Raw genomic sequence first — 14,155 nt, 5'->3', positions numbered from 1 at the left:
CGAGGAGGCACCGACATGCCCGCCGAGACGACGAACACCGTGACCGACGACCGCGACCAGGCGGTGGAGGGGGAGCGGGGTGCGCTGGTGGCGGTGCTGTTGATGGTGATCCTCGGCGTGGCCGGGATCTTCGCCGTCTCCTGAGACCGCACCCGGGCGCCCCGGTGGACCGGGGCGCCCGTCGCAGGTCAGGGCCGGTCGCCCTGCCCGTCGCTGTGCGGCACCCGCCCGGTCGGGATCACCCCGAGCCGGCCGGCCTGGAAGTCCTCGACCGCCTGGATCAGCTCGGCCCGGGTGTTCATCACGAACGGGCCGTAGTGGGCCACCGGCTCGCGGATCGGCTGCCCGCCCATCAGGTAGAGCTCCAGCGCCGGGGTGTTGCCGTCCTGCGTCCGGTCGGCGGTGATCCGCAGCGCGTCGCCGGGCCCGTGCACGGCGAGCTGGCCGAGGTGGATCGGCCGCCGGTCGGTGCCGACCGTGCCGCGGCCGGCCAGCACGTAGACCAGCGCGTTGAAGTCCGGCCGCCAGGGCAGGCTCAGCTCCGCGCCGGGCTGCAACGTGACGTGCGCGATGGTGATCGGCGTGTGCGTCGAGCCCGGGCCGCGGTGCCCGGCGACCTCGCCGGCGATGACCCGGATCAGGCCGCCGCCGTCGGGCGTGGTCAGCAGCGCCGACTCCCGGCCGCGGATGTCCTGGTAGCGGGGCGCGCTCATCTTGGCCACCCGGGGCAGGTTGACCCAGAGCTGAAGGCCGTGGAACAGCCCGCCGCTCATCACCAGGTGCTCCGGCGGCGCCTCGATGTGCAACAGGCCGCTGCCGGCCGTCATCCATTGGGTGTCGCCGTCGGTGATGGTGCCGCCGCCACCGGTCGAGTCCTGGTGGTCCATGATCCCGTCGATCATGTAGGTCACCGTCTCGAAGCCCCGGTGCGGGTGCCACGAGGTGCCCTTCGGCTCGCCCGGCGCGTAGTCGACCTCGCCCATCTGGTCGAGGTGGATGAACGGGTCCAGGTCGGTCATCGCGACCCCGGCGAAGGCCCGGCGGACCGGGAAGCCCTCGCCCTCGTAGCCGCTGGGCGCGGTGGTGACCCGGCGCACCGGGCGGTAGGTGGTGGACTCGTCCAGCTTCGGCAGGCGGGGCAGGACGAGGACGTCGTCGACGGTGATCGCGGGCATCGCGGGCTCCCTAGTTGTCGGCCGGGGTGGACGACGCGGTGCGGTCGGCGCGCAGGCGCCGGCCGAGCCGCTCGAAGACCCGGGTGAGGCAGGCGACCTCGGCGTCGTCGAGGTCGTCGATCAGGTGGGTGCGCACGGAGCGCAGGTGGTGCGGCGCGGCCTCGCGCAGGGCCAGCAGCCCGGTCGCGGTGAGGACGGCCTCGCTGCCGCGCCGGTCGGCCGGGCAGGACTCCTTGGCCACCAGGCCGCGCTTCTGCATCGTGGTGATCTGGTAGGTCAGCCGGCTCGGCGAGAAGACCAGCCGGTCGGCCAGCTCACCCATGCGCAGGCGCTGCCCGGGCGCCTCGGAGAGCAGCACCAGCACGTGGTAGTCGGCGAAGCTGAGGTCGCTGTCCGTGCGCAGGTCGTCCTCGAGCTGGGTGAACAGCCGCTGGCTCGACTCGATGTACGCGCGCCAGCAGGCCGTCCGCTCCGCGTCCAGGCTCTCCGTCATGCCGCAACAGTAGCACTATTTAAAATTTAAACAAGTGCCCTCCACGGTCGGCGGGGCGTGCGTCAGAGAGCTGGCATGAGGTATCCGTCGAAATTTGAACTGACCACCCGGCTAGGGTTCGGGGTATGGACGATCTCGACGTGCTCGACTGGCGGGAGCGGGTGGCCCGGCTCTACCTCTCGGACCTGGACCTGGACGGCTTCCGGGCGGCCCGGGACGAGCTGTTCCGCACCCACCCGAGCAGCCCGGTGCCGCCGGACGACCGGCCCGGCTTCACCGGGCTGCGCTGGTTCCCGCCCGAGCCGGACGCCGTGGTCGAGGCGCCGCTGCGGCCCGCCTCGGGCGAGCTGAGCATCGACACCGGCGGCCCCGACGGGGTGGTCTCCTACCGTCGGGTGGCGGTCGCCGAGACCCCCTGGGGGCCGCTGACGCTGTGGTGGATCGAGGCGTACGGGGGTGGGCTGTTCCTACCGGTGCGCGACGCCACCTGCGGCGACGGGGCGTACGGCGGGGGCCGGTACCTCACCGACACGGTCAAGGGCACGTTCGGTCGCGGCCTGACGGTGCTGCCCGGCGGCCGGGTGCGGTTGGACGCGAACTACCTCTACAACCCCAGCTGCGCCTACGACGACCGGTGGGCCTGCCCGCTCGCCCCGCCGGAGAACCGCGTCGACGTGCCGCTGCGCGCCGGCGAGCGGGCGTACCACGCCTGACGCGAGAGGGAGGACCCGCAGCGGGCCCTCCCTCGCCGTGTCGCGCCGCTCAGCGGGCGGTGGCGCCGGTCGGCGTGAGGTGCATCCGGCCCAGCAGCTGCCGCGCCTGCTCCGCCACCTCCGCCTCCACGGTGACCGCGTACTGGCCGGCCCGCAGCGAGCTGGCCGAGGTGAAGTCGCGCTGCCCACCGGTCATGGCGTGCGCGACCGCGCCGAACACGGCGCCCCAGATCGCGCCGATGACCAGCCCGACCAGGATCACCGCCAACCAGTTGCCCGCGGTGAAGATGCCGAACAGCAACCCGATGAACAGGCCGAACCAGGCGCCGGTGCCGGCGCCCAGCAGGGCCGCCCGCCCCGTGGTGAGCCGCCCCATCACGGTCTCCACCAGCGTCAGGTTCGTGCCGACGATCGAGGTCCGTTCCACCGGGAACCGGTTGTCGGCCAGATAGTCCACCACGCGCTGGGCGGACGGATAGTCCGGGTACGAGCCGATCGTGACGGTCGGCGCACCGGCCTGCGGCCCGTGCCCGTCCCCGCTCGGCGGCGTCGGGCGACCGCCCGGGCCGGACGGGAGGTTGTCGCCGCCCGGCATTCCGGGTCGCCAGGCCGCGGTCGGAGTCGAGGGTCTGGTCATGAGCATCCTCCTTCGTCAACCCGCCGCGTTCCCGTCGGCGGCGGGCGGTAACGCGGTCGACGGCACGGATGCGGCCAGGCATGGCTCCGGCCCGGGCGGGTAGCCACGACCGTGCGGACCGGACGGATCAGCGAGCACGGCTTCCTCGCCGACGGGTGCAGCGCGGCGCTGGTGGACCGGGCCGGCGCGATCAACTGGTGGTGCCCGCACCGGTTCGACGCGCCGTCGGTCTTCGGCCGGCTGCTCGGCAGCGACGCGGGGTACTGGAGCGTCCGCCCCGAGGGCGAGTTCACCAGCACCCGCTCCTATCTGGACGACACGCTGGTCCTGCGTACCGTGTTCAGCACCTCGACCGGCGCGGTGGCCGTCACCGACACGCTGGCGCTGGAGCCCGGCGCGCGCGGCCACGAGATCGGGCTGCGACCGCCACGCGTGCTCGCCCGCGTGGTCGAGGGGCTCAGCGGCGAGGTGCCGATGCGGACCGACTACGTGCCGCGTTTCGAGTACGGCCGGGTCCGCGCCTACCTCGTCGAACGCGACGGGGTGATCAGCGCGGCGGCCGGCGTGTGCCGCCTGGACCTGCGCGCCGACGTTCCGCTGAGCCTCACCGACGCGGCCGCCGTCGGGCGGTTCACCGCCCGCGCCGGCAGCACCCACCGGTTCACCCTGGGGTACGCCCCGACGTACTCCGGCACCGACCCGCAGCTGCCCGACGCGGCGCGGGTCGTGGCCGACGCGGTCACGGGCTGGCGCTCCTGGGCGGACCTGCACGACTACCGGGGCGAGTACCGCGACCAGGTCCGGCGCAGCGCGATGGTGGTGCAGGGCATGACGTACGGGCCGAGCGGGGCGGTCGTCGCGGCGGCCACCGCCTCGCTGCCGGAGCAGATCGGCGGGGACCGCAACTACGACTACCGCTTCGTCTGGCTCCGCGACTTCAGCCTCACCCTCCAGGCGCTCTGGCGGGCCGCCTGCCCGGACGAGGCGGACCGGCAGTTCACCTGGGTGGCCCGGGCGATGGGCCGGATCGGCGACGCCCCGGTGCCGATCATGTACGGCGTCGAGGGGGAGCGGGACCTCACCGAGCACGACCTCGACCATCTCGCCGGCTACGACGGCAGCCGGCCGGTGCTGGTCGGCAACGACGCCTGGCGGCAGCGGCAGAACGACGTGCTGGGCGAGGTGCTCGACGCGGCCTGGTTGATGCGCCACTACCTCGACCCGATGTCGCCCGAGGTCCGCCACCTGCTGCACACCCTCGCCGACCAGGCGGTACGCGACTGGCACCGGCCCGACGCCGGCATGTGGGAGGCGCGCGACGCGGAGCGGCACTACGTCTCGTCGAAGGTCGAGTGCTGGACCGCGCTGGACCGGGCCGTCCGGTTCGGGCCGCGCATCGGCGAGCCCGCCGACGTGGCGCGGTGGGCCGCCGCCCGCGACGAGGTGCGCGCGGTGGTGCTCGACCGGGGCTGGAACGAGCGGGTCGGCGCGTTCACCGGCGCGTTCGACTCCGACGACCTGGACGCCTCGGTGCTGATCATGCCGTTGGTCGGCTTCCTGCCCGCCGACGACCCGCGGATGCGCGCCACCATGGACGTGGTGGAGCGCCGGTTGTCCCGGGACGGGCTGCTGCGTCGCTGGGACGACGACCCGGCCGGCTTCGTGATCTGCTCGTTCTGGCTGGCCGCCTGCCGGGCCGAGGCGGGCGAGATCGACCGGGCCCGGCAGATGTTCGAGCAGCTCACCGCCCGCGCCAACGATCTCGGCCTCTACGCCGAGCAGATCGACCAGGCGACCGGCGAGCAGGTCGGCAACTTCCCGCAGGCGTTCTCGCACATCGGCCTGATCATCGCCGCGGGCCGGATCACCGACGCCGTGGCGCGACGCGCCGGCGAACGAGCGGCCGTGCCGACCGGCGCGGCCCACACGGAGGGAGCAACCGGATGACCGGACGGCTGGCGGGGAAGACCGCCCTGATCACCGGCTCGGACTCGGGCATCGGGCAGGCCACCGCGATCGAGTTCGGCCGGGAGGGCGCCGACGTGGTGGTGCACTACCTGCACGACCACGCCGGGGCCAACCACACCCGGGCCGAGATCGAGAAGGTCGGTCGCCGGGCCGTGGTGGTGCAGGGCGACATCAGCGTCGAGCACCAGGTCGAGGCCATGTTCGACGAGGCGCTGGCCGAGTTCGACCGGTTGGACGTGCTGATGAACGACGCCGGTGTGGACGCCTCCGGCATCCCGGTCGCCGACCTGGACACCGAGACGTGGGACCGGTGCATCCGGACCAACGTCTACGGGACGTTCTTCTGCTCGCGGCGCTTCGTGCGCCACCGCAAGGAGCAGGGCGGCGGCGGTCGGATCATCAACATCACCTCGATCCACCAGGAGGTGGCCCGGGCCGGCGGCGCCGACTACGACACCAGCAAGGGCGCGATGCTGGAGTTCGCCAAGAGCCTGGCGCTGGAGGTCGCGCCGATGCGGATGAACGTCAACAACATCGGTCCGGGCATGGTGCTCACCCCGTTCAACCAGGAGGCGATCGACGATCCGAAGTATCTGGAGGAGCAGGTGCAGAGCATCCCCTGGAAGCGGGCCGCGCAACCGTCCGAGATCGCCAAGCTGGCCGTCTTCCTCGCCAGCGACGACGCCGACTACGTCACCGGGTCGACGTACTTCATGGACGGTGGCCTGATGCAGAACCAGGGTCAGGGCGCCTGAGCGGCGCTCCGCCCGGCGTCGCGGCGCGCAACGCGGCGGCGGTGGCGTCGTCGCCGGGCAGGAACGTCTCGATGGACAGCTCCTCCACGGTGACGTCGAGCGGGGTGCCGAACGTGGACACCGTGCTGAGCAGGGTCAACTCGCCGTCGCCGTGCCGCAGCCGCAGCGGCACCACCACGTCGCCCGGCCCCGGCTCGACCGGCTCCGGGTCGGTCCCGCCCGGGTATCCGCGCAGCTCGTCGAGGAGCGCGGTGAGGTCGGGGTCGGCGGTGAGCTGCGCCTGCCGGCGCAGCCGGGCCAGCAGGTGCGCCCGCCACTGCCCGAGGTTGAGCACCCGGGGCGCCAGCCCGTCCGGGTGCAGGGTCAGCCGCAGCGCGTTCACCGGCGGCCGCAGCAGGTGCGGCGCCGCGCCGGCGGTGAGCACCGGCACCGCCGCGTTGCCGTCGACCAGCCGCCACCGTCGGTCCACCGCCACCGCGGGCCAGGGTTCGTGCGCCCGCAGCACCAGCCGGACCGCCGCGCGGACCCGGCTCAGCTCGGGGGAGTCGAGGGCGCGTCGGGGGTAGACCGGCGCGTAGCCGGCGGCGAGCAGCAGCTGATCGCGGTCGCGCAGCGGCACGTCCAGGTGCTCGGCCAGCCGGAGCACCATCTCCCGGCTGGGCGCGGAGCGCCCGGTCTCCAGAAAGCTCAGGTGCCGGGGGGAGATCTCCGCCTCGTGGGCGAGCGCGAGCTGACTGAGCCGCCGCCGGGTCCGCCACTCCCGCAGCAGCCCGCCGACCTCGCCCACCCCGTCATCCTAGGCCCACCGGCCCCGGGGTTTGATCAACGACTTCGCGTCGTCGCACTCCTTGATCGCGGCCCGGCGGCGAGGGGTGGGGGAGGATGGGGGGATGGAGCTGGTGATCATGGCGGACACCCACGTGCCGAAGCGGGCGAAGGACCTGCCGGCCGCGCTGTGGGCGGCGGTCGACGCGGCCGACGTGGTGCTGCACGCCGGCGACTGGGTGGACGAGTCGCTGCTGGACGACCTGGAGGCGCGGTCCCGCCGGCTGGTCGGCGTGTACGGCAACAACGACGGCCCGCCGCTGCGCGCCCGGCTGCCCGAGGTGGCCCGGGTCGAGCTGGACGGGCTGCGGGTCGCGGTGGTGCACGAGACCGGCCCGAAGACCCGCCGCGAGGAGCGCTGCGCCGCCGCGTACGGCGACCGCGACGTGCTGGTGTTCGGCCACTCGCACATCCCGTGGGACAGCGTCGCGCCGGGCGGGCTGCGTCTGCTCAACCCGGGCTCGCCGACCGACCGGCGGGCCCAGCCGTACGCGACCTATCTGACCGCGCGGGTGGCGGCGGGGCGGCTCGACCGGGTCGAGCTGCACCGCCTGCCCCCGCGCTGACCTCAGCGGCCCCGGCCGGTCTCCGCCTGGAGCTCGTCGATCCGGCGCGACGCCTCGGCCTTGGTCAGCCCGTCCGGCACCTGCTCGCCCGCCTCCTGGGCCAGGGTGTGCAGGTAGGACTCCTGGGCCGCGGTCGGCGGCTCGTCGCCGGTCACCCAGTCGTCCGGGTCCTTGACGGCGGCGTCCGGGTTGTTGTTGCGGTCGGTCATGCTGATCACCTCTCCTCGAACAGGTGTTCCACTACCCCCGTGCCGGCCGGTTCATGCCGTTCGCCGCCTACGATCACGACATGACGGCGGACCGGGCGGGTGTGGTGGTGGTCGGCGCGGGGATCGCCGGGGTGGCGTGCGCGACCGAGCTGGTCCGCGCCGGCGTGCCGGTGGAGGTCCGGGAGCGCGGTCGGGTGACCGGCGGGCGGATGGCCAGCAGGCGCTTCGACGGCCGCCCCGCCGACCTGGGCGCCGCATACTTCACCGTCGACGACCCGGACTTCGCCGCCGTGGTCGCCGACTGGCAGGCCGCCGGGCTGGTGCGGGAGTGGACCGACACCCTGGTCGCGTACGGGCCGCGCGGGCGCGAGGAGGTGACCGGCCCGGTGCGCTGGGCCGCCCCGCGCGGGCTGCGCTCGCTCGTCGAACACCTGGCCGCCGGCCTTCCGGTGACCCACGACCGGCTGGTCATGACCGTCGAGCCGGGGCCCCGGGTGGACGGGCGGGCGGCCGAGGCGGTGGTGCTCGCCATGCCCGGGCCGCAGGCCGCCCTGCTGCTGGACCCGGCGTTCGCCGAGGCCACCCGGGCGGTGGCGGCGCAACGCTGGGCGTCCACGCTCTCCGCCGTGCTGCACTTCCCGTCCCGCCGCTGGCCCGACTTCCGGGGCGCGTTCGTCAACGACCACCCGGTGCTGAGCCTGGTCTGCGACGACGGCGACCGGCGCGGCGACGGGGCCCCGGTGCTGGTCGCGCACACCACCGCCGAGTTCGCCGCCGGGCACCTGCTCCAACCCACCGCCGCCCGGCCGGCCGTCGAACAGGCGGTGCGCGACCTGCTCGGCCTGCCGGAGCCGGCCACGTCGACCCACGTGCACCGGTGGACGTACGCCCGGCCGGTGCGGGTGGCCGAGGGCGGGACGTACCACCTGGACGCCGACGGGATCGGTCTGGCCGGCGACGCGTTCGGGCGGCCCCGGGTGCAGAGCGCCTGGCGGTCCGGCCGGGACCTGGGTCGCGCGCTCGCCGACCGGTTGTGCGCCGGCTGATGCGGGCGGGTCAGCCCCGGGCGCCGTCGAGCACCGGCTGCGCGGCCCGGCCCTCCTCCGCGCCGTCGCGGGTACGCTCGCCGGCCCGGTCCAGCAGCTGCATCACCGGGGTCGCGGCGACGCCGTGCACCACCACCGAGACCACCACCACCAGGCCGACGGTGGCCCAGAGCAGTTCCGCCTGCGGGAAGTCGGTCTTGCTGGTGGCGTACGCCAGGTAGTAGAACGACCCGACGCCGCGGATGCCGAACAGCGAGATCACCCAGTGCTCGGTGGCGCAGCCCGGGGCGCCCCGCAGCGACAGCCAGCCGGCCAGCGGCCGGATCACCAGCACCAGGGCCAGCCCGACCAGCGCCGCCGGCCAGGTGAGCGGGGCGAGCAGACCGGTGACCACGGCGCCGCCGAAGAGCAGCAGCAACAACACGGTGAGCAGTCGTTCCACCTGCTCCGCGAAGTCGTGCAGCACGGAGTGGAACTCGTGGGTGCGCTCGGCGGCCCGGATCGCCCGCGCGGCCACGAACACGGCCAGGAAGCCGTAGCCGCCGACCACCTCGACCAGCCCGTACGCGAGGAACGTCGCGGCCAGGGCGAGGAAGCCCTCGGAGTGCCGGGCCAGCCGCAGCGTGCTCGGGGCGCGGAAGAACAGCTTGCCGAGCAACCAGCCGACCAGCAGCCCGCCGCCCACGCCGACGGCGAGCTTGTAGACCACGTCGACACTCAGCCAGTGGACCAGCCAGTCCGAGGGGGCGAGGCTGGTGGTGGCGATCGCGATGGCGGCGTAGACGAATGGGAAGGCCAGGCCGTCGTTGAGGCCCGCCTCCGAGGTGAGCGCGAAGCGCACCTCGTCCTCCGAGTCCTCCGCGTCGGTCGGCTCGCCCACCTGCACGTCCGAGGCGAGCACCGGGTCGGTCGGGGCGAGCGCCGCGCCGAGCAGCAGCGCCGCCGCGGGCACCAGGCCGGCCCACCACCAGCCGAGCAGCGCGACGGCGGCGATGCACAGCGGCATGGCGATGGCCAGCAGCCGCCAGGTCGACGACCAGCGGGCCCAGCTCAACGGCCGGTCGATCTTCAGGCCGGCGCCCATCAGAGCGACGATCACCCCCACCTCGGTGAGGTGGGTGGTCAACTCCGGCGAGCGCAGCGGATCCGGCGTGGGCAGCCCGGTCGGCAGCAGGAAGACCAGCATGCCCAGCCCGAGGAACGCGATCGGCATGGACAGTGGCCGCTTCTCCAGCATCCGGGGCAGGATCCCCGCCAGCAGCGCACCGACGCCCAGCAGAGCGAACGCGACATCGACCGGTTCCACGGCACCACCCTTCCGTCGCCCGTGGGCCGGGCGGTGGTGCCAGCAGTGCCCCGTCGGGGGTCGGGCTAAGCCTGGCGGTGCGGTCGAGTTCGGCGGTGGTTCAGCCGAGGGTGCCGATCGCGCTGTCGGGCAGGGCGTCCAGCAGGTCCGCCGGGTCCTCGTACACCGCCACCGCCCCGGCGCCGGCCAGCTCGGCGCGGCCGGTGCCGCCGCAGGTCAGGCCGATGCAGGGGATGTCCAGCTTGCCGGCGGCGGCCACGTCCCAGACCGAGTCGCCGACGAAGACCACCCGGTCGGCGGTCAGCCCCGACTGGTCCAGCGCCGCCTCCAGGATGTCCGGCGCCGGCTTGCTCTCCTGCGCGTCGGCGGAGGACGTGACCGTGTCGATCACGTCGTCGGCGTCCAGCGCGGCGCGCAACGCGGTCACCTCGTGCGCGGCCGCCGAGGTGGCCAGCACCACCCGCAACCCGCGTTCCGCGCAGGCGTGCAGCAGCTCCCGCGCCCGGGGCAACGGCGCCAGCCGCTCCCAGTACTCGGCGTAGAGCGCGTCGTGCGCGTCGCGCAGGCGGCCGTCGGCGTCGCGGTCCCGTTCGGCGCCGAGCAGGTGGTCGAGGAGCTTGTCCGAGCCCATGCCGATGGACCGGTGGATCCGGGCCATCGGCACCCGGTGGTCGGCCTGACGCAGCGCCTCCCACCAGCTCACCGTGTGCAGGTAGGTGGAGTCGATCAGGGTGCCGTCCACGTCGAAGAGGACGCCGCGGCGCGTGTCGTCGGCCATGGGGTGCCTCCTACCCCGCCGCGGGGGCGTCGACGCGTGACCCGCTCCCGGGGATGAGGATCTCGAACCAGACCGTCGAACCCCGCACCGTCGGGTCGGTGCCCCAGGCGTCGCTCAGCTCCTCGATCAGGCCGAGCCCACGGCCACGGCTGCTCAGCGTGTCGGTCTGGGCCCGGGTGACCTGCCCCCGGGTGCCGGAATCGGCGACCGAGACCAGCAGGCGTTCCGCGCTGAGGTCGATCTCCACCCGGGCGGCGGTGCCGGCGTGCAGCAGCGCGTTGGTGGTCAGCTCGCTGGTGCAGAGCACGGCCGCGCCGACCACCGCCTCGGGGACCTGCCACTCGGTGAGCTGGGCGGTCAGCCAGTGCCGGACCCGGCTCGGCGCGGTCGGCTCGGCCGGCACCTCCATGCCGGCCGACCGGCTGGGCCGGACCGCGTGCTCCACCGCCAGCACGGCCACGTCGTCCTCGGTCGCGCCCGGCACGGCGGCGGTCGCGACCGCGCACAGCGCGCGGGGGTCGCCACTGCTCGCGGCGCTCACCGCCGCGCCCAGCCCGGCCAGCCCGCTCGCCAGGTCCTGCCAGCGTCGTTCCACCACCCCGTCGCTGTAGAGCAGCAGCGTGTCGCCGGGACGGAACGGCACGGTGACCGTCCGGGCCCGGCCGCCGAGGCCCAGCGGCGGTCCGGGTGGCACCTCGACGAACTCGGCGTCGGCGTCGGGGCCGCCGCGCCGGATCAGCGGCGCGGGATGACCGGCGCTGCTCAGCGTGAGCACCTCGCGGTCCACGTCGACCACGCCGAACACCACGGTCACGAAGAGTTCGTGCGTGCCGCCCTCGGTGCCGAGACTCCCGACCAGCCGGTCCAGCCCGCCGAGCACCGCGTCCGGGCGGGAGTCGGACAGGGCGAGCGCGCGCAGCGCGGCGCGTACCTGACCCATCCGGGCGGCGGCCTGCACGTCGTGACCGGCCACGTCGCCGAGGACCACGCCCAGCGCGCCGGAGGGCAGCAGGAACGCGTCGTAGAAGTCGCCGCCGGCGGCGTTGCCGTCGACGCCCGGCTCGTAGCGGGCGGCGATGCGCAGCCGGGGCAGGTCGGGCAGCTGCTCGGGCAGCATGCTGCGCTGCAACAGTTGGGCGGTGCCGTGCTGGGTCTCGAACCGGCGGGCCCGTTCGGCGGCCTGGCCGATCAGCTCGGCCGACGCGGCGAGCAGCGCCCGCTCCGCCGGGGACCAGGGCCGCGGCGCCTGGTAGCCCACGGTGAGCGCGCCCCGGATCACCGAGGAGCGCAGGGGCAGCGCGGCGAGCGCCCGGATCTTCTCGTCGTGCCGGTCCGCCGCGACGTCGCGCAGGGGCTGCCCGTCGGCGGCGAACGAGGGCACGCCGCTGCGCGCCGTCACCACCGCCGGCAGCGCCGAGTCGGCGCCGATCCGACGCCACAGCGGGGGGAGTCGCTCGTCGGCCTCGTCGAGCAGCTCACCCCGGATGCGCCGGACCATCCGCCACGCGGCGCCCTCGTCCACCGCGAGGGAGACCCGGTCGGCGTCGAACGAGTGCAGGCAGTAGCGCAGCGTCACCCGGGCCACGTCGTCCAACGTGAGCGTGCCGGAGAGCGCCGCGGCGAAGTCGCTCAGGCTCTGCAGCTGCTGGGTGAGCTGGGTGGTCTGCGCCGACACGGTGAGCACGCCGACGATGCGGCCGGTGGAGTCGCGGACCGGGGAGTGGCCGCGGGTGAACACGGCCGGCTCGGCCGGGCCCCCGCCCCGCCGGTCGGCCGGCAGCACCGCCTCCCGCTCCAGGAAGGGTTCGCCCCGCCGGTAGACGCGTTCCAGCGCCTCACCGGCGCCGGCCTCCCGCCACACCTCGGCGAACACCTCCGCCGCCGGCCGGCCGAGCGCGCCCGGGTGGCGGTCGCCGATCAGCTCCGCGTACCCCTCGTTGTAGTGCAGGACGAGGTCGTCGCCGAGAAGCAGCGCCATCGGCACCGGCGAGTCCAGCACCACGTCCATCACGGCGCGTACGGCCGGGTCCCAGTTCTCCGGCGCGCCCAGCGGCGTGGCGGCCCACGGGTGGGCGGTCGCGGCGGCCGGCCCGGTGGCGACCGGGCCGGCGGGCGCTCCCGGAGTGGGGACGGAGGGCGTGGGAACCCGACCGACGGTGCCTGGCATGACCGCAGCCTAACCGGAGCGTGGCGGTCCGGTTCCGATCATGTGGCCCGAGCTGCCCCCGGCCCTCGGGTGGTCGGACGTTAGTGCAGGTCAGGGCCGGTTCGGCAAGGCATGTCGGGAAATTGGCCGGGTCCGGCTCGGCGTGCTGCCGAGGTCATCGGGTATGCGGGCGGCGCAGTTCACGCGACAGGAGGGACATCATGCCGAAAACCCTCGCGGTCGGTCAGGTCGACATCGGTGCGGCCTGGACCGACTTCTGGAGGTCGGTGCTGCTCTTCGTACCGAGGGCCATCGCGTTCATCGCGATCCTCGTGGTGGGTTGGCTCATCGCCCGAGCCGTCCTCAAAATCGTGGACGCGGCACTGGAACGGGTCGGGTTCGACCGCGCCGTGGAACGCGGCGGGATCAAACGCGCCCTCGAACGCACCAGGTACGACGCCAGCGACATCCTGGCCAGACTGGCCTACTACGCGGTCCTGCTGTTCACCCTGCAGTTCGCCTTCGGGGTGTGGGGGCCCAACGCGATCAGCGACCTGATCCGTGGGGTGGTGTCCTGGCTGCCGCGGGCCTTCGTGGCGATCGTCATCGTGGTGATCGCCGCCGCCATCGCCAACGCCGTCCGGGACCTGGTCTCCGGCGCGCTCGGCGGGCTCTCGTACGGCCGGGTGCTGGCCGACGTGACCGCGGTCTTCATCCTGGCGCTCGGCATCATCGCCGCGCTCAACCAGGTGGGCATCGCGACCACGGTGACCACGCCGGTGCTCGTGGCCTTCCTCGCCACCGTGGCGGGCATCCTGATCGTGGGTGTCGGCGGTGGTCTGATCAAGCCGATGCAGGACCGCTGGGACGGCTGGCTGCACCGGGCCGCCGAGGAGTCCCGGGCGTTCCGGGAGCAGCGGCAGGCGCAGCAGGCGGGTCGCGGCGACTACGAGCGGCAGATGGCCGACCGGGGCGGACAGCCGACCCCGACCGGGCCGGAGTCGATGTCGGGGGCGGGCACCTACCGCTCCGGGCAGTCGGGTGACCAGACGCAGCAGTTCCGCCGGCCCAACGGCTGACGGAGGCGGATGACCGGGGTGTTCGCGGGGCGATCGCGGACACCCCGTCGCCGTGCCTCAGGCCAGGTGTCGCGGGTCCAACCCGCGGGCCAGCAGGCAGACCGCGAGCAGACGGGTGAGCAGCCAGCCCGGCGCCGACCAGTCGACCGGCCCCTCCGGGGGCGTCCAGCCGTGCTCCGTCGCCGCGTCGCGCAGCCCCTCGGCATAGCCGGCGAGCGCCGCCACGCTCAGCGGCCGGCGGTCGCCGTGCAGGCTGTCGCGTACGCCGGCGGCGTGCTGGTCGACCTCGGCGAGCAGCCCGGGGTTCGCGAAGGCCGCGGCGAGCCCGGCGGTGCCGACGGCGGTGGTCAGCGTGGTGAGGGTCGACCGTGCGGCCACCGCCGCGGAGGGGGTCGCGACCCGGTTGTTCGGCACGCGCATGGTGACCGAGGCTAGCCCCGGCGGGAGCGGGGTGACCTC

The 14,155-nt window shown here is 74.4% G+C and carries 16 protein-coding genes; 7 read left to right on the top strand and 9 right to left on the bottom strand.

Features of this window, described 5'->3' with window-relative positions; all coding sequences use genetic code 11:
• The first annotated feature begins 15 nt into the window (after nt 1-15).
• Nucleotides 16-144 carry a hypothetical protein gene (locus tag GA0070622_RS33500; RefSeq protein WP_255292629.1) on the top strand — a complete coding sequence of 43 codons (129 nt, stop codon included), beginning with the start codon at nt 16-18 and terminating at the stop codon, nt 142-144.
• A gap of 44 nt (nt 145-188) precedes the next feature.
• Here GA0070622_RS33500 and GA0070622_RS22700 read toward each other — a convergent pair whose 3' ends face one another.
• Complete coding sequence (locus tag GA0070622_RS22700) at nt 189-1,175, bottom strand: pirin family protein (RefSeq protein WP_091578377.1); 987 nt, start codon at nt 1,173-1,175, stop codon at nt 189-191.
• 10 nt (nt 1,176-1,185) lie between these two features.
• Nucleotides 1,186-1,668 carry a MarR family winged helix-turn-helix transcriptional regulator gene (locus GA0070622_RS22695; protein ID WP_091578374.1) on the bottom strand — a complete coding sequence of 161 codons (483 nt, stop codon included), beginning with the start codon at nt 1,666-1,668 and terminating at the stop codon, nt 1,186-1,188.
• A gap of 125 nt (nt 1,669-1,793) precedes the next feature.
• Between GA0070622_RS22695 and GA0070622_RS22690 the strand changes: the two genes are divergently transcribed.
• The gene (locus tag GA0070622_RS22690; RefSeq protein WP_091578372.1) at nt 1,794-2,381 is read left to right on the top strand and encodes a DUF1684 domain-containing protein; all 588 of its coding nucleotides are present in this window, start codon (nt 1,794-1,796) and stop codon (nt 2,379-2,381) included.
• A gap of 49 nt (nt 2,382-2,430) precedes the next feature.
• Here GA0070622_RS22690 and GA0070622_RS22685 read toward each other — a convergent pair whose 3' ends face one another.
• Nucleotides 2,431-3,018: a general stress protein gene (locus GA0070622_RS22685; RefSeq protein ID WP_091578369.1), complete on the bottom strand. Its 588-nt coding sequence runs from the start codon at nt 3,016-3,018 to the stop codon at nt 2,431-2,433.
• Between the two features lie 111 nt (nt 3,019-3,129).
• Here GA0070622_RS22685 and GA0070622_RS22680 point away from each other — a divergent pair, with 111 nt between their 5' ends.
• Together GA0070622_RS22680 and GA0070622_RS22675 are read left to right on the top strand one after the other, a co-directional pair.
• Nucleotides 3,130-4,965, top strand: a complete 1,836-nt coding sequence (locus GA0070622_RS22680) for a glycoside hydrolase family 15 protein (RefSeq protein WP_091578367.1) — start codon at nt 3,130-3,132, stop codon at nt 4,963-4,965.
• A complete protein-coding gene (locus tag GA0070622_RS22675; RefSeq protein ID WP_091578364.1) occupies nt 4,962-5,741 on the top strand; it encodes a glucose 1-dehydrogenase in 780 nt (259 codons plus the stop codon). Before GA0070622_RS22680 ends, GA0070622_RS22675 begins: the two co-directional genes overlap by 4 nt.
• Here the strand turns inward: GA0070622_RS22675 and GA0070622_RS22670 are convergent.
• Complete coding sequence (locus GA0070622_RS22670) at nt 5,698-6,528, bottom strand: helix-turn-helix transcriptional regulator (RefSeq protein ID WP_091578361.1); 831 nt, start codon at nt 6,526-6,528, stop codon at nt 5,698-5,700. The two genes, GA0070622_RS22675 and GA0070622_RS22670, sit on opposite strands and share 44 nt — an antisense overlap.
• A gap of 103 nt (nt 6,529-6,631) precedes the next feature.
• On the opposite strand from GA0070622_RS22670, the gene GA0070622_RS22665 reads away from it, so the two are divergent.
• Nucleotides 6,632-7,132, top strand: a complete 501-nt coding sequence (locus GA0070622_RS22665; RefSeq protein WP_091578358.1) for a metallophosphoesterase family protein — start codon at nt 6,632-6,634, stop codon at nt 7,130-7,132.
• Between the two features lie 2 nt (nt 7,133-7,134).
• On the opposite strand, the gene GA0070622_RS22660 is transcribed toward GA0070622_RS22665, so the two are convergent.
• On the bottom strand, nt 7,135-7,341 hold the full coding sequence (locus tag GA0070622_RS22660) for a DUF3072 domain-containing protein (protein ID WP_091583772.1): 207 nt from the start codon (nt 7,339-7,341) through the stop codon (nt 7,135-7,137).
• A gap of 80 nt (nt 7,342-7,421) precedes the next feature.
• Here GA0070622_RS22660 and GA0070622_RS22655 point away from each other — a divergent pair, with 80 nt between their 5' ends.
• The gene (locus tag GA0070622_RS22655; RefSeq protein WP_176558815.1) at nt 7,422-8,387 is read left to right on the top strand and encodes an NAD(P)/FAD-dependent oxidoreductase; all 966 of its coding nucleotides are present in this window, start codon (nt 7,422-7,424) and stop codon (nt 8,385-8,387) included.
• A 10-nt stretch (nt 8,388-8,397) separates the two neighbouring features.
• Here the strand turns inward: GA0070622_RS22655 and GA0070622_RS22650 are convergent, their stop codons facing one another.
• From GA0070622_RS22650 to GA0070622_RS22640, 3 genes are all read right to left on the bottom strand, one after another.
• Entirely contained in the window at nt 8,398-9,693 is a 1,296-nt protein-coding gene (locus GA0070622_RS22650; protein WP_091578353.1) for a cation:proton antiporter, read from the bottom strand.
• A 100-nt stretch (nt 9,694-9,793) separates the two neighbouring features.
• Entirely contained in the window at nt 9,794-10,471 is a 678-nt protein-coding gene (locus GA0070622_RS22645; RefSeq protein WP_091578350.1) for an HAD family hydrolase, read from the bottom strand.
• A 10-nt stretch (nt 10,472-10,481) separates the two neighbouring features.
• On the bottom strand, nt 10,482-12,638 hold the full coding sequence (locus GA0070622_RS22640) for an ATP-binding SpoIIE family protein phosphatase (RefSeq protein WP_091578347.1): 2,157 nt from the start codon (nt 12,636-12,638) through the stop codon (nt 10,482-10,484).
• Nucleotides 12,639-12,838: 200 nt separating this feature from the next.
• Between GA0070622_RS22640 and GA0070622_RS22635 the strand changes: the two genes are divergently transcribed.
• Nucleotides 12,839-13,696 carry a mechanosensitive ion channel family protein gene (locus GA0070622_RS22635; RefSeq protein WP_091578344.1) on the top strand — a complete coding sequence of 286 codons (858 nt, stop codon included), beginning with the start codon at nt 12,839-12,841 and terminating at the stop codon, nt 13,694-13,696.
• Between the two features lie 57 nt (nt 13,697-13,753).
• Here GA0070622_RS22635 and GA0070622_RS22630 read toward each other — a convergent pair whose 3' ends face one another.
• Nucleotides 13,754-14,116, bottom strand: a complete 363-nt coding sequence (locus tag GA0070622_RS22630) for a DUF6401 family natural product biosynthesis protein (RefSeq protein WP_091578342.1) — start codon at nt 14,114-14,116, stop codon at nt 13,754-13,756.
• Nucleotides 14,117-14,155 lie beyond the last annotated feature (39 nt).

The organism is Micromonospora sediminicola, assembly GCF_900089585.1.
GTDB classification, from domain to species: domain Bacteria; phylum Actinomycetota; class Actinomycetes; order Mycobacteriales; family Micromonosporaceae; genus Micromonospora; species Micromonospora sediminicola.
Note: the sequence above shows the minus strand (reverse complement) of the source record. Positions and strands in the feature narration are given on the sequence as shown.

Excerpts from the sequence above, each read along its gene's own strand:
- GA0070622_RS33500 (WP_255292629.1), top strand. The coding sequence starts at position 16 with ATGCCCGCCGAGACGACGAACACCGTGACCGACGACCGCGACCAGGCG.
- GA0070622_RS22685 (WP_091578369.1), bottom strand. The coding sequence starts at position 3,018 with ATGACCAGACCCTCGACTCCGACCGCGGCCTGGCGACCCGGAATGCCG.
- GA0070622_RS22665 (WP_091578358.1), top strand. The coding sequence starts at position 6,632 with ATGGAGCTGGTGATCATGGCGGACACCCACGTGCCGAAGCGGGCGAAG.
- GA0070622_RS22700 (WP_091578377.1), bottom strand. The coding sequence starts at position 1,175 with ATGCCCGCGATCACCGTCGACGACGTCCTCGTCCTGCCCCGCCTGCCG.
- GA0070622_RS22675 (WP_091578364.1), top strand. The coding sequence starts at position 4,962 with ATGACCGGACGGCTGGCGGGGAAGACCGCCCTGATCACCGGCTCGGAC.
- GA0070622_RS22645 (WP_091578350.1), bottom strand. The coding sequence starts at position 10,471 with ATGGCCGACGACACGCGCCGCGGCGTCCTCTTCGACGTGGACGGCACC.
- GA0070622_RS22640 (WP_091578347.1), bottom strand. The coding sequence starts at position 12,638 with ATGCCAGGCACCGTCGGTCGGGTTCCCACGCCCTCCGTCCCCACTCCG.
- GA0070622_RS22660 (WP_091583772.1), bottom strand. The coding sequence starts at position 7,341 with ATGACCGACCGCAACAACAACCCGGACGCCGCCGTCAAGGACCCGGAC.
- GA0070622_RS22655 (WP_176558815.1), top strand. The coding sequence starts at position 7,422 with ATGACGGCGGACCGGGCGGGTGTGGTGGTGGTCGGCGCGGGGATCGCC.
- GA0070622_RS22695 (WP_091578374.1), bottom strand. The coding sequence starts at position 1,668 with ATGACGGAGAGCCTGGACGCGGAGCGGACGGCCTGCTGGCGCGCGTAC.
- GA0070622_RS22690 (WP_091578372.1), top strand. The coding sequence starts at position 1,794 with ATGGACGATCTCGACGTGCTCGACTGGCGGGAGCGGGTGGCCCGGCTC.
- GA0070622_RS22630 (WP_091578342.1), bottom strand. The coding sequence starts at position 14,116 with ATGCGCGTGCCGAACAACCGGGTCGCGACCCCCTCCGCGGCGGTGGCC.
- GA0070622_RS22635 (WP_091578344.1), top strand. The coding sequence starts at position 12,839 with ATGCCGAAAACCCTCGCGGTCGGTCAGGTCGACATCGGTGCGGCCTGG.